Source organism: Variovorax sp. 350MFTsu5.1 (assembly GCF_048302515.1).
Classification (GTDB): domain Bacteria; phylum Pseudomonadota; class Gammaproteobacteria; order Burkholderiales; family Burkholderiaceae_C; genus Variovorax; species Variovorax guangxiensis.
In genome coordinates this window covers 1,150,639-1,172,136 of sequence record NZ_CP157620.1, presented here as the reverse complement: position 1 = coordinate 1,172,136, position 21,498 = coordinate 1,150,639, and the positions used below count along the sequence as shown (strand labels likewise).

Annotated in this window: 20 protein-coding genes; 10 read left to right on the top strand and 10 right to left on the bottom strand. The window is 68.6% G+C overall.

Features of this window, described 5'->3' with window-relative positions; all coding sequences use genetic code 11:
• Window positions 1-81 precede the first annotated feature (81 nt).
• Window positions 82-636, bottom strand: a complete 555-nt coding sequence (locus tag ABL843_RS05080; RefSeq protein ID WP_418119188.1) for a TlpA family protein disulfide reductase — start codon at window positions 634-636, stop codon at window positions 82-84.
• The gene (locus ABL843_RS05075) at window positions 637-1,233 is read right to left on the bottom strand and encodes a hypothetical protein (protein ID WP_184634762.1); all 597 of its coding nucleotides are present in this window, start codon (window positions 1,231-1,233) and stop codon (window positions 637-639) included. It abuts the gene before it with no gap.
• Window positions 1,234-1,344: 111 nt separating this feature from the next.
• Between ABL843_RS05075 and mpl the strand changes: the two genes are divergently transcribed.
• Window positions 1,345-2,748 (top strand): UDP-N-acetylmuramate:L-alanyl-gamma-D-glutamyl-meso-diaminopimelate ligase, encoded by a 1,404-nt coding sequence (mpl, locus tag ABL843_RS05070; RefSeq protein WP_418119187.1) that lies wholly within the window; start codon window positions 1,345-1,347, stop codon window positions 2,746-2,748.
• Window positions 2,745-3,263 carry a cupin domain-containing protein gene (locus ABL843_RS05065; RefSeq protein WP_418119186.1) on the top strand — a complete coding sequence of 173 codons (519 nt, stop codon included), beginning with the start codon at window positions 2,745-2,747 and terminating at the stop codon, window positions 3,261-3,263. Before mpl ends, ABL843_RS05065 begins: the two co-directional genes overlap by 4 nt.
• 12 nt (window positions 3,264-3,275) lie before the next feature.
• Here the strand turns inward: ABL843_RS05065 and ABL843_RS05060 are convergent, their stop codons facing one another.
• The 6 genes from ABL843_RS05060 to ABL843_RS05035 all read right to left on the bottom strand — a co-directional run bounded on the left by ABL843_RS05060 (window position 3,276) and on the right by ABL843_RS05035 (window position 10,555).
• On the bottom strand, window positions 3,276-4,394 hold the full coding sequence (locus tag ABL843_RS05060; RefSeq protein ID WP_126021390.1) for a 3-deoxy-7-phosphoheptulonate synthase: 1,119 nt from the start codon (window positions 4,392-4,394) through the stop codon (window positions 3,276-3,278).
• A 240-nt stretch (window positions 4,395-4,634) separates the two neighbouring features.
• Window positions 4,635-5,174, bottom strand: coding sequence for a hypothetical protein (locus ABL843_RS05055; RefSeq protein ID WP_184634758.1), 540 nt, complete (start codon window positions 5,172-5,174; stop codon window positions 4,635-4,637).
• A gap of 84 nt (window positions 5,175-5,258) precedes the next feature.
• A complete protein-coding gene (gene tldD, locus ABL843_RS05050; protein WP_418119185.1) occupies window positions 5,259-6,719 on the bottom strand; it encodes a metalloprotease TldD in 1,461 nt (486 codons plus the stop codon).
• A gap of 33 nt (window positions 6,720-6,752) precedes the next feature.
• Window positions 6,753-7,907 (bottom strand): rod shape-determining protein RodA, encoded by a 1,155-nt coding sequence (rodA, locus tag ABL843_RS05045; RefSeq protein ID WP_126021393.1) that lies wholly within the window; start codon window positions 7,905-7,907, stop codon window positions 6,753-6,755.
• Between the two features lie 32 nt (window positions 7,908-7,939).
• Complete coding sequence (locus ABL843_RS05040) at window positions 7,940-9,802, bottom strand: sensor histidine kinase (protein ID WP_418119184.1); 1,863 nt, start codon at window positions 9,800-9,802, stop codon at window positions 7,940-7,942.
• A gap of 6 nt (window positions 9,803-9,808) precedes the next feature.
• On the bottom strand, window positions 9,809-10,555 hold the full coding sequence (locus tag ABL843_RS05035) for a response regulator transcription factor (RefSeq protein WP_126021702.1): 747 nt from the start codon (window positions 10,553-10,555) through the stop codon (window positions 9,809-9,811).
• Between the two features lie 386 nt (window positions 10,556-10,941).
• On the opposite strand from ABL843_RS05035, the gene ABL843_RS05030 reads away from it, so the two are divergent.
• From ABL843_RS05030 to mtgA, 5 genes are all read left to right on the top strand, one after another.
• A complete protein-coding gene (locus ABL843_RS05030) occupies window positions 10,942-11,535 on the top strand; it encodes a YqiA/YcfP family alpha/beta fold hydrolase (protein WP_184634753.1) in 594 nt (197 codons plus the stop codon).
• 124 nt (window positions 11,536-11,659) lie between these two features.
• A complete protein-coding gene (locus tag ABL843_RS05025) occupies window positions 11,660-13,726 on the top strand; it encodes a ribonuclease catalytic domain-containing protein (RefSeq protein WP_418119183.1) in 2,067 nt (688 codons plus the stop codon).
• A 49-nt stretch (window positions 13,727-13,775) separates the two neighbouring features.
• A complete protein-coding gene (locus ABL843_RS05020; RefSeq protein ID WP_184634750.1) occupies window positions 13,776-14,630 on the top strand; it encodes an energy transducer TonB in 855 nt (284 codons plus the stop codon).
• 59 nt (window positions 14,631-14,689) lie between these two features.
• Window positions 14,690-15,538 carry a shikimate dehydrogenase gene (gene aroE / locus ABL843_RS05015; protein ID WP_418119182.1) on the top strand — a complete coding sequence of 283 codons (849 nt, stop codon included), beginning with the start codon at window positions 14,690-14,692 and terminating at the stop codon, window positions 15,536-15,538.
• Window positions 15,539-16,282: a monofunctional biosynthetic peptidoglycan transglycosylase gene (gene mtgA, locus ABL843_RS05010; protein WP_418119181.1), complete on the top strand. Its 744-nt coding sequence runs from the start codon at window positions 15,539-15,541 to the stop codon at window positions 16,280-16,282.
• Here the strand turns inward: mtgA and ABL843_RS05005 are convergent.
• Window positions 16,248-16,667 carry a DUF2809 domain-containing protein gene (locus ABL843_RS05005; RefSeq protein WP_418119180.1) on the bottom strand — a complete coding sequence of 140 codons (420 nt, stop codon included), beginning with the start codon at window positions 16,665-16,667 and terminating at the stop codon, window positions 16,248-16,250. The genes mtgA and ABL843_RS05005 overlap by 35 nt on opposite strands.
• Before the next feature lie 9 nt (window positions 16,668-16,676).
• On the opposite strand from ABL843_RS05005, the gene ABL843_RS05000 reads away from it, so the two are divergent.
• Window positions 16,677-17,555: a lysophospholipid acyltransferase family protein gene (locus tag ABL843_RS05000; RefSeq protein ID WP_418119179.1), complete on the top strand. Its 879-nt coding sequence runs from the start codon at window positions 16,677-16,679 to the stop codon at window positions 17,553-17,555.
• Window positions 17,556-17,562: 7 nt separating this feature from the next.
• Window positions 17,563-18,552, top strand: a complete 990-nt coding sequence (locus tag ABL843_RS04995) for a phosphatidate cytidylyltransferase (protein WP_418119178.1) — start codon at window positions 17,563-17,565, stop codon at window positions 18,550-18,552.
• Between the two features lie 140 nt (window positions 18,553-18,692).
• Here ABL843_RS04995 and ABL843_RS04990 read toward each other — a convergent pair whose 3' ends face one another.
• Window positions 18,693-20,771, bottom strand: coding sequence for a tetratricopeptide repeat protein (locus tag ABL843_RS04990; protein WP_418119177.1), 2,079 nt, complete (start codon window positions 20,769-20,771; stop codon window positions 18,693-18,695).
• Window positions 20,772-20,921: 150 nt separating this feature from the next.
• On the opposite strand from ABL843_RS04990, the gene ruvC reads away from it, so the two are divergent.
• Window positions 20,922-21,485: a crossover junction endodeoxyribonuclease RuvC gene (gene ruvC / locus ABL843_RS04985; RefSeq protein WP_126021404.1), complete on the top strand. Its 564-nt coding sequence runs from the start codon at window positions 20,922-20,924 to the stop codon at window positions 21,483-21,485.
• Window positions 21,486-21,498 lie beyond the last annotated feature (13 nt).

The following is a 21,498-nucleotide window of genomic DNA, read 5'->3' as shown; positions in this document are numbered from 1 at the left end:
TGCCGGTCTTCAGGATATAACTTGTTCGAAAATCGGTGATTTTCGGCGTTCGGCGTCTAACGCCAGCGTAAGGAACTGATTCTAACCATGAACCAGTTCACGCCGCCAAGTCTCCAGGTCGGTCGCTTCGAGCTTGCCCATTTTACGGGCGGCCACGGAGCCGTTCGCGTTCAGGACCAGCGTGAAAGGCAGTCCGCCACCCGTGTTGCCCAGGTTCTTGACCAGTTCGGTGCCCTGCAGGCCGGCCAGGCCCGTGGGATAGGTGACCGGCGTGCGCTGCAGGAACTTGCGCACGGCGCTCGGCTGATCGATGGCCAATCCGACCACTTGCCATCCATTCGCCCCATTTTGACGAAAGAAGGCGTCGATCATCGGCATTTCCTCGACGCAGGGCGGGCACCATGTCGCCCAGAAGTTCAGCAGCAGCGGCTTGCCGCGCAAGCTCGACAGGACGAGGTCACCGCCCTCCGGACGCTCGAAGCTCTGGGCCCAGAAGGCTGCGTCGAGCATCTCCTTGCCGCCCGCACCGCCCCCTGCACTGCGCTCCTTCCACCAGGCGCCGCCGAGCCCGGCGGCCGCAGCCGCGGCCGCCACGCCGGCATAGAGCATGCCGCGTCGGGTGGGCGAAGAAGTCATTCACTTGTCCTTTTCTCGTTCAATCAGTCGGCGCAATGCGGGCAGGTCACCGCGCGGCACGCGCCCCTGGGCATCGGGCTTCAGGGCGCCGCGCAGGTCGTCGAGGTCGTACACAAGCAGGTGCACGCCGATTTCCTCGCCGAGCGCGCGGCTCGGCGCATGCACGCTCAGGGCCTCGACCTGCTCGCCGTGGAAGCCGGTCACCATGCGCGGTTCGTAGTCCACGTGGTGATCGATCAGGGCTATCTCCGCCGATTTGGGATCATCGCAGAACAACTGAATATAAATGTCTGACAGCCGCGTGGCCGTTCCGTGCCAGACGGCGCCGCCCACATGAGGGCGGAAGACAGCCATGCGCTCCATCCATTCGAGCGCGAGCAGGCGCAATGCGTGCAATTCCTGTGGCTGCGTGTCGGCGCAGAAGAGCTCGATGTACTCGCGCACCTCGGCTTCGACCTCGTCGTTGTTCGGCAGCGCGGTGCGCGTCGAAAGCCCCAGGTCGCGCAAGGCCCGCCGCTTGGCGGGGCCGTATTCGAGCCCCTCCTCCACGACGAGGCGGGCTGCGGCGGCGGCGATTTCACGCTTGGACGTGTCCATCGGGGCATTTTGCCCGCAGTAGGCGCCCCTCACATGAACATCAGTACGCGGCACGGGACAAACGGGCGCCCCCGCCGAAGGGCCTGCACACCGCTTACCTAGAATCGACCAATGCACATTCATATCCTGGGTATCTGCGGCACTTTCATGGGCGGAGTGGCCGCCCTCGCCCGCGAAGCCGGCCACCGGGTCACGGGCTGCGACGCCGGCGTGTACCCCCCGATGAGCGACCAGCTGCGCGCCCTCGGCATCGACCTGATCGAGGGCTTCGGTGCCGACCAGCTCTCGCTGGCCCCTGACATGTTCGTGGTCGGCAACGTAGTCTCCCGCGCGCGGCTGGCCGACGGGAGCCCCAAGTTCCCGCTGATGGAAGCCATCCTCGACGCCGGCAAGCCCTACACCAGCGGCCCGCAGTGGCTGGCCGAACACGTTCTGCTGGGCCGCCACGTGCTGGCGGTGGCCGGCACCCACGGCAAGACAACCACCACATCGATGCTTGCCTGGATCCTTGAAAAGGGCGGCAAGTCCCCCGGCTTCCTGGTGGGCGGCGTGCCGCTGGACTTCGGCGTCTCGGCCCGACTGGGTGACGGCCCCGCCTTCGTCATCGAGGCCGACGAGTACGACACGGCCTTCTTCGACAAACGCAGCAAGTTCGTGCACTACCGGCCGCGCACCGCGGTGCTGAACAACCTGGAGTTCGACCACGCGGACATCTTCGACGACCTTGCCGCCATCGAACGCCAGTTCCACCACCTCGTGCGCACCGTGCCCGGCACCGGCCGGCTGGTGGTGAACGCCACCGAGGAAAGCTTGCAGCGCGTGCTGGCCCAGGGCTGCTGGAGCGAACTCGCGCGCTTCGGCGCGGGCGGCGAGTGGCAGGCACACGGCACCCACGACGCCTTCGAGGTGCTGCTGCGCGGCGAGGCGGTCGGCCGGGTCGAATGGGAGCTTTCCGGACTGCACAACCAGATGAATGCGCTGGCCGCCATTGCCGCGGCCGAGCATGTGGGCGTGGCGCCGGCCGACGCGGCCCGGGCGCTCGGCAGCTTCCGCAACGTGCGCCGGCGCATGGAACTGCGCGGCATGGTCGAAGGCAACGGCGGCGCGATCACGGTCTACGACGACTTTGCCCACCACCCCACCGCGATCCGCACCACGCTCGACGGCCTGCGCAAGAAGTTGGACGACGCTGGCCGCAAAAGTGAGCGCATCCTCGCTGCCTTCGAACCACGCAGCAACACGATGAAGCTGGGCGTCATGGCAGCGCAGTTGCCGTGGAGCCTGGAATCGGCCGACCTGTCGTTCTGCCACACGGCCGGCCTCGACTGGGACGTAGCCGCCGCGCTCGCGCCGATGGGCGATCGCGCGCAGGTCGCGGGGGCCATCGAGCCGCTGGTGAAGCAGATCGTCGCCGCGGCCCGGCCGGGCGATCACATCGTCTGCATGAGCAACGGCGGCTTCGGCGGCGTGCACGACAAACTGCTTGCGGCCCTGCACGCGGCGGCCGCATCATGACCGCCATGCCGATCGCCCGAGCCCGCGAACTGGTCGAGACCCTGAAGCTCCAACCGCACCCCGAAGGGGGCTGGTACGCCGAGGTGTTCCGCTCCACATCGAACGTCACGCCGGCCGATGGCCGCCCGCCGCGCAGCGCGCTGACCAGCATCTATTACCTGCTCGAGGCGGGCCAGCATTCGCGCTGGCACCGGGTGCTGTCCGACGAAGTCTGGGTGCACCTCGAAGGCGTGCCGCTCGCGCTGTGGACCTGCGACGCCGCGATGCGGACCGCGCCGGCCCACACGCGTCTGGGCCCGGTCGACATCCACGGCACTCGTCCCCAGCACGTGGTGCCCGCCGGCCAATGGCAGGCGGCGCGGCCGATCCAGAGCCACAGCTCGGGCGACTACACGCTGGTCGCCTGCATGGTCGGGCCGGGCTTCGACTTCGCCGATTTCTCCCTGGTGCCGTCCGACAGCGACGAGGCTGCGTCGATGCGGCACCACTGGCCCGACTTGGCAGCGATGCTCTGAGGAACAGCCTCCTCAGCCCCGGCGGCGCTTGACCGCCTGCGACAGCGTGTCCAGCACCTGCACCGAGTCTTCCCAGCCCAGGCAGGCGTCGGTGATGCTCTTGCCGTATTCGAGGCCCGAGAGCTGGTCCTTGCCCGGCGTGAACTTCTGGGCGCCCGGCTGCAGGTGGCTTTCGACCATCACGCCGAAGACGCGCTTGGAGCCGTCAGCGATCTGAGCGGCGATGTCCTTGGCCACGTCGATCTGCTTCTGGTGCTGCTTGGAGCTGTTGGCGTGGCTGCAGTCGACCATCAGCGTGGGCGGCAGCTTGGCGGCTTCCAGGTCCTTGCAGGCGGCCTCGACGCTGGCGGCGTCGTAGTTGGGCGCCTTGCCGCCGCGAAGGATCACGTGGCAGTCGCGGTTGCCGTTGGTCTGCACGATCGCGACCTGGCCGTTCTTGTGCACCGACAGGAAATGATGGCCGCGCGCCGCCGCCTGGATGGCGTCGGTGGCGATGCGGATGTTGCCGTCCGTGCCATTCTTGAAGCCGATGGGCGCCGACAGGCCCGAGGCGAGTTCGCGGTGCACCTGGCTTTCGGTGGTGCGCGCGCCGATGGCGCCCCAGGAAATCAGGTCGCCGATGTACTGCGGCGAGATCACGTCGAGGAACTCGCTGCCCGCCGGCAGGCCCATGCGGTTGATGTCGATCAGCAGCTGGCGGGCGATGCGCAGGCCTTCGTCGATGCGGAAGCTCTCGTCCAGGTACGGGTCGTTGATCAGTCCCTTCCAGCCGACCGTGGTGCGCGGCTTCTCGAAGTACACGCGCATCACGATCTCCAGCGTGCCGGCGTATTTCTCACGCTCGGCCTTCAGGCGGCGGGCGTATTCGAGCGCGGCGGCCGGGTCGTGGATCGAGCACGGGCCCATGATCACCAGCAGCCGGTCGTCTTTGCCGGCCATGATGTTGTGGATGCGTCCGCGGGTGTCCTCGATCAGCGTCTCGACCGCGGTGCCGCGGATGGGGAAGAAGCGGATGAGGTGTTCTGGAGGGGGGAGCACGTTGATGTCCTTGATGCGTTCGTCGTCGGTCTTGCTGGTTTTTTCGACGCGCGCATACCAGCTGTCGCTGGCGGGGGAGTTGTTCGTGCTCATGGTGCTTCTTCCTTGTGTGCTGCTGGAGTTGGAATCGAGGGGACAAGAAAAAACCGCCGGGGCTTGAGGCCACCGGCGGTTCTGGGAGGGTATTCGTGTGTGCTTTTTACGCGCTCGCCTCTCGTCCGCCGGAAACCGGGAACCAAAAGTAGGCAAAAAAGTAAGCGCGGACAGCGGACATGGGGTGGCAATGTAGCACGGAAAAGCGAAACCCGGTCAAGGGACCGGGCTCGCTGTTGTTTACCGGTAGCCCGATTCGTTGGGGTTGTGGATGATCCAGATCAGGTTGCCGGAGGAATAGTCACCCATGCCGCCGCCCGCGAAGATCAGGCGGCCCTGGCCCTTGTAGGTCATCTCGAAACGATGGCGGTCGCTGCCGAAATAGAAGGGAATGAAGGCCTTGCCGGTTACATATGCGCCCTGATCGGTGGGCTGGCCGGCGATGTCGGTGACCTGCCGGGCGCTCATGCCGATCTGCAGGCGCGCGAACTTGCTGTTACGCGCCGGGTTGCCGGTGATCTCGCCTTCGTAGCCGTTCAGGCCCTTGACGGTGCGGCCGCTGCCGGCCTCGACCTTGGAGGAGTCGATCACGTTGCCCTGGGCGTCCATGCCGGCCTTGGCTCCGCCGCGCGCGGCAGGTGCCGCAGCCGCCGCCGCGGGTGCGGGCGCCGCCGCGGGCTGGCTACCAGAACTGCCGCGGGATGCGCAACCGGCGGAGGCCACCGCCACCACGGCGGTCACGGCCCACAGAACGGCGGGCGAATTGATCCTGTTCCCCATCGAAATGCTCCTTGAATGCGTTCTTCGCAAAAAAAGGAGCGCAGCTTAGCAACGGGAGGAAACAGTCCACAAGTGCCGAAAGTCCTAAGCCGTTCCACCTACAGTCAGGCCGTCGATGCGCAGGGTGGGCTGGCCGACGCCCACGGGCACGCTCTGGCCTTCCTTGCCGCAGGTGCCCACGCCGGAGTCGAGCGCCATGTCGTTGCCGATCATGGTCACGCGGGTGAGCGCGTCGGGACCGTTGCCCACGATGGTCGCGCCCTTCACCGGGTACTGGATCTTGCCGTTCTCGACCCAGTAGGCCTCGCTGGCCGAGAACACGAACTTGCCGCTGGTGATGTCGACCTGCCCGCCGCCGAAATTGGTGGCGTACAGGCCCTTCTTGATGCTCGCGACGATTTCGTCGGGTTCCTTGTCGCCGCCGAGCATGTAGGTGTTGGTCATGCGCGGCATCGGCACGTGGGCATAGCTTTCGCGGCGGCCGTTGCCGGTGGGCTTGACCTTCATGAGGCGCGCGTTGAGCGCGTCCTGGATGTAGCCCTTGAGGATGCCGTCCTCGATCAGCACGTTGCGCTGGCTGGCGTTGCCCTCGTCGTCGACGTTGAGCGAGCCGCGGCGGTCGGCGATGGTGCCGTCGTCGAGCACCGTCACGCCCTTGGCCGCCACGCGCTGGCCGATGCGGCCCGAGAACGCGCTCGAGCCCTTGCGGTTGAAGTCGCCCTCCAGCCCGTGGCCGATGGCTTCGTGCAGCAGGATGCCGGGCCAGCCGGAGCCCAGCACCACCGTCATTTCCCCGGCCGGGGCCGGGCGCGCGTCGAGGTTGGTCAACGCCGCCTTCACGGCATGGTCGACGTACTCGGCGATCTGCTCGTCGGAGAAATACGCCAGGCCGAAGCGCCCGCCACCGCCGCCGGAGCCGATCTCGCGGCGGCCGTTCTGCTCGGCGATCACGGTGACCGACAGGCGCACCAGCGGCCGCACGTCGGCGGCCAGCGTGCCGTCGGCGCGGGCAACGAGCACCACGTCGTACTCGCTGGCCAGCCCCGCCATCACCTGCGCCACGCGCGGGTCGCGCGAGCGGGCGAGCTTCTCGACCTTCTCGAGCAGCTTCACCTTGGCGGTGCTGTCGAGCGTGGCGATGGGGTCGATGCCCTGGTAGAGCGAGCGGCTGGAGGCGATCTTGCGGGGCGCCGTCTTCACCTTGCCGGCGCGGCCCGCGGAAGAGATGGAGCGCACAGTGCGCGCCGCATCGAGCAGGGAGGCCTCGGAAATGTCGTCGGAGTAGGCGAAGGCGGTCTTCTCGCCGCTGACCGCTCGCACGCCGACGCCCTGGTCGATGCTGAAGCTGCCGGTCTTGACGATGCCTTCCTCGAGGCTCCAGCCTTCGCTGCGGGTGTACTGGAAGTACAGGTCGGCGTCGTCCACCCGGTGCGCGGTGATCTCGGCCAGGGCCTTGCTCAGGTGCGATTCGTCGAGGCCGAACGGCGTGAGAAGGAACTGTTGCGCCGTGGCAAGGCGCTCGATGGTGGGTTCGCGAGAGATCATTTCAGGATTCTATGGCTCGCCCCCCGTCCGCGCTCAGTTCTGGGCGAGCCTCCTCGCCCGGGCGATGGACATCAGGATGCCCAGCCCCAGCCCCAGCGTCACCATCGCGGTGCCGCCATAGCTGATGAAGGGCAGCGGCACGCCCACAACCGGCAGGATGCCGCTGACCATGCCCATGTTCACGAAGGCGTAGGTGAAGAAGATCATCGTCACCGCCCCGGCCAGCAGGCGCGAGAACAGCGTCCCCGCGTTGGCCGCGATCACCAGCCCCCGGAAGATCAGCAGGATGAAGGCGGAGATCAGCGCCAGGTTGCCCATGAGCCCGAATTCCTCGGAATAGGCGGCGAAGATGAAGTCGGTGGTGCGCTCGGGAATGAATTCGAGGTGCGTCTGCGTGCCCTGCATGAAGCCCTTGCCGCCCACGCCGCCCGAGCCGATGGCGATCATGCCCTGGATGATGTGGAAGCCCTTGCCCAGCGGATCCTTGCTCGGGTCGAGCAGCGTGCACACGCGCTGCTTCTGGTAGTCGTGCAGCACGCGCCAGTCGACGCCGTCGGCGCACAGCCGCGACTCGAAGCCCACGATCAGCGTGATGGCCACCGCGCCGATCACCACCGGCGGCACGATCAGCTTCCAGGGCAGCCCCGCGAAGAAGATCACCGACAGGCCCGCCGCCAGCACCAGCAGCGAGGTGCCCAGGTCGGGCTGTTTCATGATGAGCCCCACCGGCACCGCCAGCAGCATCGTCGCCACCACGAAGTCGAGCGGCCTGAGCTGGCCCTCGCGCCGCTGGAACCACCAGGCCAGCATCAGCGGCATGGCGATCTTCAGGATTTCGCTGGGCTGGATCACCACGCCCACGTTGATCCAGCGCTGGGCGCCCTTCTTGGTGATGCCGAAGAGCGCCACCGCCACCAGCAGCGCCACGCCCATCGTGTAGAGCGGCACGGCCGCGAGCATCAGCCGCTGCGGCGGCACCTGCGCCACCACGAACATGATGAAGCCGGCCAGCAGCATGTTGCGGCCATGGTCGACGAAACGGGTTCCGTGGTCGTAGCCCGATGAATACATGGTGAGCAGCCCTGCGAAGGCGAGCAGCAGCACGGCGAAGGCCAGAAAGCCGTCGAAGCCCTGGAAGATGGGCGCAATTCGACGCGCCAGGGAGGGCTGATTGAACACGGCGGACATGAGGGCGGATTATCCCAGCCCCACCGGCCCCCTCAATCGAATTCGAGCTGAACGACCGTGCGCCCCGGTCGGCTTTCGACCGTCAGGCGCGCCCCGATGGCCCCGGAGCGCTCCGCCAACGAACGCGGCATGACCCTGGTGGTGTCGAAGCCCTTGCCGTTGTCGATCACCCGCAGCTGCACCGTCTTGCCCTTCATGCCGGCCTCGAAGCGCAGCACGGTGGCCTCGGCGTGCCGCAGCACGTTGGAAATCGATTCGAATAGCAGGAACTGCAGCTGCCGCATGCCGTGCGCGTCCAGCCCCTCCACCGGCTCCACCTCGTCCACCGCCCATTCGAACTCGATGCCCGAGGACGCCAGCCGGGGCTCCAGCCGGTAGCGCGCCGCGGCGAGCAGCGCGCCCACGTCGCCCGGCGGCAGGTGGATGGAATCGATCTGCAGCTTGAGCTGGTCCAGCGAGTCGCGCAGGGTGCGCAGCAGGTCGCCCGAGCTGCTCTGGCCCGACTGCAGCTGGCGGATGGCCGAGCTGATGTGCGAGCCCACGCCGTCGTGCATCTCGCGCAGGATGCGCTCGCGCTCGTGGGTGCGCGCCTGCACCTGCGCCGCGGCCTCGAGCTCGGCATAGGTGGCCGCCAGTTCGCGCTCGCGCTGCGCCACCCGCTCGGCCAGGGCCGCGACCGAGCCGCGCGCCTGCACGGCCGCCGCGCGGAAGCGCCGCAGCACGATCAGGAGCAGCACCGCGCCGAAGAACACCGACGAATAGCGCACCCAGGTGGTTTCGCCGTAGGCGTCGCTCAGGCGGACCACCAGCCAGTCGCGCGCGGCGAATGCCACCGTGACCAGCGCGGCGCCGGCCATCAGCAGGCGGTCGTCGTTCGGGTGGCGCAGCGTGGCGAGGGCGAAGGCGCCGACGAAGGCGGCAACGAACACGAGCTCCACGGCGAGCCAGGCGGTGAACCAGGCCGGCTCGTCCCGCTGCAGCGAGAGCGCGCTGAACAGCACCGTGCCGACCACCACGCCGGCCACCGGCCAGCGCACCCAGCGGTGGCGCCGCTCGTTCGCCCAGCCCGCGAGGTGGTAGACGAACATCATGGAGGCGGCCGCCCAGCCGGCGTAGCAGGCAGCCATCAGCACGCCCCACAGCCCCCAGGACAGCGGCGGCTCGGCGACCAGCCCGTCGGCCATGCGCACCGCCCAGAAGAACTCCGCCAGCGCGGCCCAGAAATAGATGGCCACGCGCCGCGGCATGCCGTTTGCATCGACGTCGAGCTGCGTCAGCCACAGCGCCAGCGCGATGCCGCCCACGATCAGGCTGAAGGCCATCAGCAGCACCGAGCCGGTGAAGCGCCAAGCGTTGGCGCTCTCGAAGAGCTCGTTGCGAACCGACGCGGCCGGCCCGACGACCACCTGCGACAGCCCCGCGAGGCGGGCGGTGTCGGCATGCAGCCGGATCTGCAGCAGGTTGTCGCCCTTGCGCAGCAGCTTGCCGGGCACGGGCACGTAGATGGGCGCCTTGGCGTAGTCGGCGTCGTTGTTGCGCTTCATGTCGCCGTAGGTCTGCAGCAGCGCGTCGTTGAGCTGCACCTCGAAGACGTTGCCCACGCGCGGAATGAAGATGCCCCACGGCGTCTCGGGCTCGGCCTCGAGCGTGAACGGCAGGTCGAAGCTGGCCGTGCCGGGGCGTCCGTTGTGCTGCCGGTCCCAGTGGTAGGAAAGCTCGACCGGCTCGGTGCGCGTAACGCCGTCGACCGTGGTCGTCACGGTACCCTGGCGCAGTTCGATCGGCGCCTCGGCGGCGGACGCGGCGGAAACGCCGCAAGCGCCGAAAAGGCCGGCGAGGCCCATCAGGAGCATCGCCAGCCACGACATCACCAGCGACACCCGGTTCGGCCGCATCTGCGCTCAGCCCGGATGAGACAACAGGCCGAGACGCGTCGCTTCGAAGACGGCCTCGCTCTTGGAATGCACCGCGAGCTTTCCGTAGAGGTTCTTGATGTGGGTCTGCACCGTGTGCACGCTCAGGCCCTTGAGCCGGGCGATCTCGGCATAGGAGAAACCGCGAGCGATCAGCGTCAGCACCTCGTGCTCGCGCGCCGAGAGCAGGCCGCGGTCGGCTTCCTCGGCGGCGGCCTCGGGCGCCGAGCCCGGCGTGGTGCCGGAAGGCGCCGCAGTCTGCAGGCTGCGGTACTTGGCGAGCACGCGCCGCGCGATCATGGGCGAGATCGGCGAGGCGCCGGCCTTCATCTCGACGATGGTCTGCGCGATGTCCTCGGGCGCGGCGTCCTTGTGGATGTAGCCCACGGCGCCGGCCTCGATGCTCGCGAGAACGTTTTCCTCGTCGCCGAAGACCGACACAACCAGCGGTTCGCAGCCAGGAAAACGCGAGACCGCCTCGCGGATCACGTCGAGCCCGGTGCCGTCGGGCATGCCGAGGTCGACCAGCAACACATCGGGAATGGTGGTCGTGCGCGACAGCCAGCCCAGCGCCTCCTGCACGGTACCCGCGCTGCCGAGCCAGAAAAGCCGCGGGCTGCGCTGCACGCTCGCCTCGAAAAAGGCGCGCGCGCGACTGTCGTCCTCGACCACGAGCACGCCCCAGCGGCGTAGCGACGCGTCGTCCTGAGCCTCAATGTTCATTCCTCCGAGCATAAGCCTCGGCGAGCACGGGGCATCCATGCGCACATCCCTCGTTCATGGGATATGTGCGCCAACAGGCTTTGCTCGAAACTCTGGCCGCTTTTTTCCGGGCACATTCCTGCAGCCCGGGCGAGCGAAGTAACCGGAATGTAGGCGATTTGCACCGCAGCGAACTCAGCCTGAGTACTTTCGAATTCCAGATGCGCGGCATGCCCCCAGGCGCAGGAGCATGCGGAACGCCGGTGCGCCCCGGGCCCCGGCAGGCTGCGGCCTTGCCGACGAACCCGGCCAGCCGGTTTTTGTATGTCGGAAGCGGCCTCGCGAGAACAGACCTCATGCAGAATTACCCGTTCCCGGCAAGCGAGGCACCACCGCCGCACCGCCCTTCCTTTCCTCGCATGGATCCGCAAACAACCCACCTGCTCTACCTGCACGGCTTCCGCTCTTCGCCTCGTTCGACCAAGGCCCGGATCGTCGCGGATCGCGTCGCGCGGCGGCATCCGAACCTGCAATGGTGGTGTCCGCAGCTGCCGCCGTCGCCGCACGATGCCATCGACATGGTGATGAAGGGCATCGCGCACTGGCCGCGCAAGTCGATGGCCGTGGTGGGCTCGTCGCTGGGCGGCTACTACGCCACCTATGTGGCCGGCATGACGCGCTGCCGCGCGGTGCTGCTGAACCCGGCCGTGCACCCCGCGCGCGACCTCATGCTCTACATCGGCGACCAGACCGCCTGGCACGACCCGGCCGAGCATTTCTATTTCCGCCCCGAATACATCCACGAGCTGCGCGCCATGGAGGTCGGCCCGCTCACCCGGCCCGAGCGCGTGTTCGCCATCATCGCCAAGGGCGACGAGGCGCTCGACTGGCACGAGATGTCGGCGCGCTACCCCGACAGCAACATCAAGCTGCTCGAAGGCGGCGACCATGCCCTGTCCGACTTCGAAAAGGCCCACCTGGACGACGTGATGGCCTTCATCAACCCCGTTTGAATTTCCGGGGACACCGCAGAACCGGCTTCGCCGGGCTGCAGGGGTCGCCCCCGGAAGGGGCGGGAGGCCACACGAAGTGGGCAAGCCTGGGGGTGAGCCCAACTCCGCGTGGGACAATCGACGGATGTTTGTATTGTTTGAAGAAGCCGGCAAGTACCTCGGCGGCCGCGTGCTGTCGGAGGCCGAAGCATCGGCGCAGGTCGAGCTCGACACCGGCAAGCGCGTCAAGGTCAAGGGCGCCAACATCGTCCTTCGTTTCGAGAAGCCGTCGCCCGCCGACCTGATCGCCGAAGGGCGCGCGCTCGCCGCCGGCATGGACCTCGATCTCGCCTGGGAGTTCGCGCCCGAGGGCGAATTCGGCTTCGCCGAGCTGGCCGCCGAGTATTTCAGCGAGAAGCCCTCGCTCGCCCAGCAGGCCGCCGCCCTGTTCGCGCTCTTCGAGGCACCGCATTACTTCCGCCGCGCCGGCAAGGGCCGCTTCAAGAAGGCGCCGGCCGAGATCGTGCAGCAGGCGCTGGCCGCCATCGAGAAGAAGAAGGCCATCCAGGCGCAGATCGCCGAGTGGGCGGCGCAGCTCGCCGAGGGCGTGTGCCCGGCTCCCGTGCGCGAACAGCTCTACAAGATCCTTTTCCGCCCCGACAAGAACGCCCCCGAATACAAGGCCGTGGTCGAGGCCGCGCGCGCCACGCAGCGTCCGCCGCTCGACCTGCTTGAACGCGCCGGCGCCATCGACTCGCCCTACCAGTTCCACTGGCGCCGCTTCCTGTTCGAGAACTTCCCCAAGGGCACCGGCTTCCCCGCGCTCGCGGCGCCCGCCATCGCCGACGACCTGCCGCTGGCAGAGGGCGTGCAGGCCTTCTCCATCGACGATTCGCAGACCACCGAAATCGACGACGCGCTCTCCGTGCAGGGCCTGGGCAGCGGCACCGTCACGGTCGGCATCCACATCGCCGCTCCGGCGCTCGCGCTGACGCCCGGCAGCCCGATCGACAACGTGGCGCGTGCGCGCATGTCCACGGTCTACATGCCGGGCTACAAGATCACGATGCTGCCCGACGAGGTGGTCGACACCTACACGCTGCTCGAAGGTGGCGACCGCCCGGCCGTGTCGCTCTACGCGCGCTTCGACGAAGCCACGCTGGAGCTGCAGGGCACCGAGACGAAACTGGAGCGCGTGCCGATCGTGGCCAACCTGCGCCACGACCAGCTCGACACCGTCGTCACGCAGCAGTGGCTGGAAGACGCCGCCTTCAATGCCGACAGCACACCCGACGCCGCGGCCCGCATGCGCGCGCCCCTGTCGTTCCTGTTCCGCCTGGCGAAGCAGCTGAAGGCGCAGCGCGAGGTGGTGCGCGGCAAGCCCGAGAGCTTCAACCGGCCCGACTACAACTTCCGCCTCGTCGGCAACGACGGCGCCGAGCCCACCGGCGGCGAGCAGGTACAGATCAGCACGCGCCAGCGCGGCGCACCGCTCGACCTGATCGTGTCCGAAGCCATGATCCTGGCCAACAGCAGCTGGGGCGGCTGGCTCGGCGAGCTCGGCGTGCCGGGTCTCTACCGCAGCCAGGCCAGCCTCGCGCCCGGCATCAAGGTGCGCATGGGCACGCGCGCGCTGCCGCACGCAGGCCTGGGCGTGAAGAGCTACGCCTGGAGCACCTCGCCGCTGCGCCGCTACACCGACCTGGTGAACCAGTGGCAGATCATCGCCGCCGCACGCCACGGCAAGACCGCCGCGCTGGCCGCGCCCTTCAAGCCGAAGGACGCAGACCTGTTCTCGATTCTCTCGGGCTTCGACGCGGCCTACACCGCGTACAACGCCTACCAGGGCGGCATGGAGCGCTTCTGGACGCTGAAGTACCTGCAGCAGCAGGGCATCACCGAGCTGGAGGCCACCGTCATCAAGGACATGCCCAACGGCGCGCTCGTGCGTGCCGACACCCTGCCGCTGGTGTTCCCCGTGGCCGGGCAGCAGGAGCGCGGCGCGCGCCTGCGCGTGAAGCTCGGCGAGATCGACGAGATCGCCCTCGACGTGAGCGGCACGGTGCTCGAGCGCCTCGACGCGCCGAAGGCCGGCGCATCCGCCGAGGAGGAAGGCGACGACGGCGAAGAAGAAGTGGTTGCGGGCCCGATCGCCATCGCCGTCGACCTGAACGACAGCGAGGCAGCACCCGAAGAAAACACGCCTGCATGAACCCCGGCGGATCGTCCGGAGAAATGCGGCCCCTGGAGGAGTCTAGAGAATGAACTTCAAGGACCTCAGCACGCTGCAGATCGCACTGGGCGTGTCGGTCGTTGTGCACGCCGCGCTGCTCACGGTGCGATTCGTCGATCCCGAATCCTTCAACAAGGTCTTCAGCGACACGCCGCTGGAGGTGATCCTGGTCAACACCAAGACCAACGACCGGCCCGACCCCGCCGCGCGGCTGCGCGCGCAGACCTCGCTCGCGGGCGGCGGCGACCTCGACAAGGGCCGCGCCACCAGCCCGCTGCCGCCGTCGAGCTTCACCACCGTGGGCGACTCGTTCGAGGACGCGCAGCGCAAGGTAGACGCCATGCAGGCCGAGCAGATGCAGATGCTCACCCAGCTCAAGCGCGACCTGGCCGCGATGCCCGCGCCCGATCCGCGCAACGCCGGCGATCCGGCCGAGGCCAAGGCGCAGGAGGAAAAGCGCCGCCAGATGATCAACCTGCTGGCCGAGATCGAGCGCCGCGTGAACGAGGAGAACGCGCGTCCCAAGAAGCGCTACCTCAGCCCCTTCACGCGCGAGGCCGCCTTCGCCACCTACGTCGATTCGCTGCGCCGCCGGGTGGAAGCGCAGGGAACGGCCAACTTCCCGACGCTGGCCGGCAAGAAGCTCTACGGCGAGCTCACCATGACCATCACCGTCAACTTCGATGGCCGGCTGCTCTCGACCGTGATCGACGAAAGCTCGGGCCAGGCCGTGCTCGACAAGCGGGCGCAGGCCATCGTCGCGAGCGTGGGCAACTTCGGCACCTTCACCGACGCGATGCGCAAGGAGCACGCGGACCAGATCGTGATCCGCCCGCACTTCCGCTTCTCGCACGACGGCTCGGTCGAACTCTCCTCGCAGTAACCGGAATCCGGAAAACAGCCGCACCGCAACGGCAGGCGCAACCAGAAAAGGCAGACACCATGGACCTGTACTGCGTCATGGGCAACCCCGTCGAGCACAGCCGCTCGCCCCGCATCCACGCGCGCTTTGCGCAGCTGTGCGGCCAGCAGCTGGAATACGGCCGGCGGCTCATTCCGCTCGGTGCCTTCGCCGAGGGCATCGCAGCCTTCCGCCGCGAAGCCGCCGAGCGCGGCGACGCCGCGCTCGGCTGCAACATCACCGTGCCATTCAAGTTCGAGGCCGCGGCGCTCGCGCAGCACACCAGCGAGCGCGCCCTTCTCGCGCAGGCGGTCAACACGCTGCGCTTCGAGGCCGATGGCGGCATTCGTGCGGACAACACCGACGGCATCGGCCTGGTCAACGACATCGTGCGCAACGCGGGCGTGCCGCTGCAGGGCAAGGCGCTGCTGCTGATCGGCGCGGGCGGCGCCGCTGCCGGCGTGCTGGGGCCGCTGCTCGACGCAGGCGCCTCGCGCGTCGTGGTCGCGAACCGCACCGTGGACAAGGCCGTCGAGCTGGTGCGCCGCCATGCGGCCATCGCGCTGCGCCACGGCGCATCGCTCGAAGCCTGGGCGCTCGACGAAGTGCCGGGCGCCTTCGACGTGGTGGTCAACGCCACCGCCTCCAGCCTTGCGGGCGACGCGGTGCCGGTGAAGGCCAGCGTGCTGCGCGAAGGCGGGCTCGCGGTCGACATGATGTACGGCCCCGCCGCCGCCGGCTTCATGGCCTGGGCCGAAGCGCACGGCGCGGTGGCGCGCGACGGGCTGGGCATGCTGGTCGAGCAGGCGGCCGAGTCCTTCGAGATCTGGCGCGGCGTCCGGCCGCCTTCGGCACAGGTGCTGGCCGAGATCCGGGCCGAGCTGAAATAAATGAAGGCCGTGCTGCGCCTGATCGCCTGCCTCGCGGTGGCGGGCCTGGCCCTGCAGCTCTTCTTCGTGGCGCGCATCGCGGCGATGGCTGTGGTCGATCCGCAGAGCACCGCCTTCCAGCGCTCCGAGGCTTTCCAGATCGCCATTCATGAAGGCCGCGGCGGCGGCTGGCGGCAGGAGTGGGTGCCCTACTGGCAGATCAACGACACGCTCAAGCGCGCGGTCATCGCCAGCGAGGACGCCGGCTTCGTCGACCACAACGGCGTGGAATGGGAAGCCATCGAGCGCGCGCGCCAGCGCAACGCCAAGGCGGAAGAGCTGGCCGCCAAGCGCGCAGCCCGTGCGGCAGCGCGCGGCAAGCCGGTGCGGCCGGTGCAGCTGCGCGGCGGTTCGACCATCACGCAGCAGCTCGCGAAGAACCTGCTGCTGTCGGGCGAGCGCACCATGCTGCGCAAGGGCCAGGAGCTGGTGCTGGCCACGCTGCTCGAGGTGCTGCTGGACAAGCGGCGCATCCTGGAGATCTACCTCAACAACGTCGAGTGGGGCGAAGGTGTGTTCGGCGCCGAGGCGGCGTCGCAGTACTACTTCCGCAAGCCGGCCTCGCGCCTGAGTGCCAACGAGGCCGCGCGCCTCGCGGTGATGCTGCCCAGCCCCAAGTTCTTCGAACGGCGCCCGGGCTCGCCCTACCTGAGCGGGCGCGCCTCCACCGTCATGGCGCGGATGCCCGCGGCCGAGCTGCCCTGAGGAACCCGCCGCGCAGGCCCTCGATGGCCAGCACGCCGGCGAAGCCGATGGTGTAGGCCAGCACGTCCCACCAGTCCGCCGTGCTGCCGAGCACGATACGCAGCGCGCGGTTCGGAATGTGCAGGTGCCACGTCGCCGCGAGGTACTGTCCGAGTTCGACCGCAAGGCCCACGCCCAGCGCGGCCAGCGCCAGCGGCAGCACGCGCGCACCGATCGCGGTCTTGAACACGAAATACACCCACGCCACGGCCAGCACGTCGCCGAAGAAGCTGCGCAGCCAGCCCCAGCGCGCACCCACGGTGGCCAGCATCAGCAATACAAGAAACAGGGCCACCGCCCACGCCAGTGAAAGAGGATCGAAACGCCATCGCATGGCCCGTATCATCGCGCCCATATGCTGGCAAAGCTCACGGGTTGGCTGCTTCTTGGGATCGTCCGCTTGCTCACGGGCGCGCAGGCGCGCTGGTACGGCTGTCCGCCCAAGGCCGAGCAGCGCATCTATTTCGCCAACCACCAGAGCCATGCCGACCTGGTGATGATCTGGGCGGCGCTGCCGGAAGAATTGCGCAGCATCACGCGGCCCATCGCGGCGCGCGACTATTGGGCCAACACACCGGTCAAGCGCTGGATCACGACTGAAGTGTTCAACGCGGTGTACGTGGAGCGGCAGGCCGCGGCAGCGCCTGCGGCAGTTCCTGCAGCGCCGGCGACTCCTGCCGCTCCCGAGGTTGCGCCGCCGGCGCCTGCCGCCCGGCCACTGGAAGATCGCATCGAGCCCTCGATGGAGCCGCTGCTGCCCCTGACCCCGCCGGCACCGCCCGTCGAAGCAGCATCCGGCGCACAAGGCCAGCTGGACCTGCCCGTGCCCCCTGCCCCGCCGCCTGCGCCGTCTCCCGAACCACCCCCGCCCGCGGCGCCCGAACCCGCGCCCACGCCGGCGGCCCCTGCCTCCGATCCGCTGGCCCCGCTGGTCGAAGCCCTTCGCAGCGGCGACTCGATCATCATCTTTCCCGAAGGCACGCGCGGCCACACCGGCGAACCGCAGAAGTTCAAGTCGGGGCTCTACACGCTGGCCACCATGTTCCCCGACGTGGTACTGGTGCCCGCATGGATCGACAACGTGCAGCGCGTCATGCCCAAGGGCGAGATCGTGCCGGTGCCCATCCTGTGCTCCGTCACCTTCGGCGCGCCGGTGCGCGTGGAGGAAGGCGAGGAGCGCCGCCCTTTCCTCGACCGGGCGCGCGCCGCCGTGATCGCCCTGCGCGACGTCTGACGACGACATGAACCAGTTCCTGCGCAGCCTCAGCCCGACCCAGCAGGTCGCGGCGCTCTTTCTCATCATCTTCGGCGTGCTCGCGGTCGTGAGCGCCACCGCCTTCTTCCTGAGCTTCAGGGAAAAGCGCAACCCCGTGCACGACGCCGCCTGGCAGGCCGAGCTGGCGCACTTCCGCAAGCTGCTGGGCACCACCTGGTTCATGGTGCTGGTCTTCTGGATCGGCTGGGCGCTCGGCGAGACGGTGGCCACGGTGCTGTTCGCGCTCATCTCCTTCTTCGCGCTGCGCGAGTTCATCACGCTCTCGCCCACGCGGCGCGGCGACCACCGCAGCCTGATCCTCGCCTTCTTCGTGGTGCTGCCGATCCAGTTCTGGCTGGTGGCCACCGCGCGCTTCGACCTCTTCACCGTGTTCATCCCGGTGTACGTGTTCCTCGCGATCCCGGTGACCAGCGCGCTGGCCAACGACCCGAGCCAGTTCCTGGAGCGCAACGCCAAGCTGCAGTGGGGCATCATGGTCTGCGTCTACGGCATGAGCCACGTGCCGGCGCTGCTGCTGCTGAGCTTTCCGGGCTACGAGGGCAAGAGCGCGTTCCTCGTGTTCTTCCTGGTGTTCGTGGTGCAGACCTCGGTGCTGGTGCAGCACCTGATCTCGCGGCGCATGCAGCGCGCGCCCTTCGCGCCCAACGTGAGCCGCAGCTTCAACTGGACCAGCTGGGCCATCGGCATCGCGGTGGCGAGCCTGGTGGGCGCGCTGTTCTCGTTCATCACGCCCTTCAGGTTCGGGCAGGCGCTGGCGGTGTCGATCATCGCCTGCATCTCGGGCTCGATGGGGCACCTGGTGATGAAGGCGCTCAAGCGCGACCGGGGCATTCCCAACTGGGGCCGCAAGGATGCGGGCGTGACGGGCGCCAACGGGCTGCTGGATCGCGTCGACGCGCTGTGCTTCGCCGCCCCCATCTTCTTCCACTCCATCCGCTGGTACTTCAACGCATGAACTAGGCAAACCCCCAGGCTGCGCGCACTTCGTGTCGCTTCGCCAACCCCCTTGCAGGGGGCAATACCTGCGGCCCGGCAAAGCCGGTTCCGCGGTATTCCTGGAAAAAAGCCTGAGACGGATCGGGTTGGGTGGCGGCCTCAGGCCCTGCGCCGCACCACGCGGCCGAAAACTTCCTTCGCCTTGCGGCCCAGTGCCTTCGCCTTCAGCGCCTGCAGCTCGCGCGTGAGACGCGTGCGCTGCTCGGCCGATAGTGCGGTGCCGAAGCGCCCCAGCGCGGCTTCTAGGGCCGCGCGCTGCGCCTCCACGCGCCCCTGGCGGCCTTCGGCCTCGGCGAGCCATTCGCAGGCATTGACGACACGCTCGCGCAGCGCGGCGTCGCCGGAATCGCCGAAGCGGGCTATGAGAGTGCGATAGGCCTTGATCTGCCCGGCAGCATCGCCCAGCTTGTCGAGCGCCTTGGCCTTGTTGATCATCGACTTGGCGGCCCAGAGCTGCAGCGTGCCCTCCCTCGCGCTGCTGGTACGCGCGATGGCCTCGTCGTAGCAGGCCACCGCGGCCTCGAGCTGGCGGGCCTGGCGCAGCGTCGCGCCCTTGCGGAACAGCGCGCCCACCACGCGCCCGCGCAGGTCGGGCAGCTCGGAGTTGCCCCAGCGCGCGACGATCTCGTCGTGCACGCGCATCTCGTCGTCGTGCAGGCCGAGCCGGTCCAGCGCGGTGCTCTTGTATTGCAGACCCTGCGCAACGGTCTCCTGCATCTCGGTCGAAGGGTCGGCGCCGTAGTACACGTCGATCGCATCGGCGGCCGCGACCACTTCGTGGAAGCGTTCGAGGGCGATCAGGCAGAAGGCCTTGTGCACCAGCGCCCGCGCGCACTGCCGCCGCAACTCCGGATGCGGCGACGCGGTGTGCGCGGACAGCACCTGGTCGAACAGCGCAACGGCCTCCTGCAATTCGCCGGCATCACCGTGCTTGCGGCCCTGCCGGACCTTGTCGCGCACTTCGTCGCGCAGCTCCGCCGGCAGTTCCGGCAAATGAGCTCCGGCCTCGGCCTTGCGCAGCCGCTTGAGGCAGGCTTCCCGGCCGGAGAGGGCTTTGGCCAGCGTGTCCTGCAACTCGGACGCGGGCGTACCTTGCAGTTGCCTCGCGAGCTGCTGGTATGCGGCGAGCGCTTCATCGGCCCGGCCCAGCCGTTCGAGCAGCACGAATCCCTTGTTGAGCTGCGCGCTCGCCACGGTGCGATGCACCACCGGATCGGTGTCCGCGCCGAAGGTGGCAAGCAGCCGCTCGCAGGCGGCCAGCGCGGCCTCGCCGTCGTCCGACTCGCGCAGGCCCACCGACCAGTCGTAGGCGCGGCGCACCGCCATGCGCCGCACCTGCGGCGAGGCATCGTGGCCGTAGCGCTCGAGCAGCCAGCCGACCAGTTCGGCGCGGTTCGCATGTTCGTCGATGCCGAAGCCGTCGAAGAAGAGCGTCAGCGCGCGCACGCCCTCGATGCGCAGCTCGGGCGCCGCATGGGCCAGGCCGGCCTCGATCTGGTCGGCCACCGCGAGGCACATCACCTGCGCCTGCGCATGCTGTGCCAGCTCGCGCAGGTTCAGCACCGAAGCCAGGCGCGCACGCGCCACGCGCAGCACCACGCCCGGGTCGGTGCTGCCGTCGAAGCGTTCGATGACGGCCTCCAGCGTGGCCAGTGCGTCCTGCGGCAGGCCGCGGTGGTGCTCGACCTCTGCCTTCAGCAGCCGCGCCTCCACGCGCCAGGTGTCGAAGGCGGCGTCGGGCTGGCTGTCGAGCAGCTCGCTCATGGCATCGCAGGCTTCGCAGCGCGCGGCGGGCTCGTCGATCCACCAGGTGCGCTGGTAGAGCGCATGGGCGATGTGCTCGCGAATCTCGGGTTCGGGGCGCTGGCCGTGCGCCGCGATCAATCGGTCGAGCGTGGCGAGCGCATCGGCGGGGCGGTGCAGCTGGCGCAGCATGTGGGCCAGCAGGCGCAAGGCCTGGCAGCAGGGCACGACCACGCCGACCTCGGGCTTCGCCGCGAACTCGTCGAGCAGCCTGACGCTGGCGGCCACCGCTTCCTTGCGGCGGCCCAGGTCGTCCAGCAGCTCGATGCGCCGGAAGCTGGCGGCCGCGCGTTCGGCGGGGTGCATCTGCAGGCGCGCGATCAAGGCTTGCACCTCGTCCAGTTGCTGCTGCGCGGAGGACTCGACTACATTCACATTCGCTTCCTTGAATGGCGCGCCCCGCGCGGGGCGGGGCGGACGGTACGGACCGGGGCGCATTCTGCCCACGATCAGCCGGCTTTCGGCCCCCTCCTCGCAACTCTTTTGACAATCTTTTCCCAGGCTTAGGCCTTTACGTTTCCTTTCATGCGCATTCTCGGCATCGACCCCGGATTGCAGACCACCGGCTTCGGCGTGGTCGACGCGGACGGCCATGCGCTGCGCTACGTGGCCAGCGGCACCATCAGCACCCGGCACCTGGGCACCGGCAACAACCTGCCGGCGCGCCTGAAGGTGCTGTTCGACGGCATCGCGGAGATCACCGCGCGCTACCAGCCCGACGCGTCGGCGGTGGAAATCATCTTCGTCAACGTCAACCCGCAGTCCACGCTGCTGCTGGGGCAGGCGCGCGGCGCCTGCGTGACCGCACTGGTCACCAACAATCTCTCGGTGGCCGAGTACACCGCGCTGCAGATGAAGAAGGCGGTGGCCGGCCACGGCCAGGCCGCCAAGGCGCAGGTGCAGGAGATGGTGCGTCGCCTGCTCGACCTGCCGGGCCTGCCGGGCGCCGACGCGGCGGACGCGCTGGGCATCGCCATCACGCATGCGCAGGTGGGACGTTCGATGGCACGGCTGGCCGAAGCGGCCGAGGCATCGAAGAGTTCCGCGGCGCTGCCTGCCGGCACCTACCGGCAGGGGCGTTCGCGCTGAGCCGAAGCGGCTG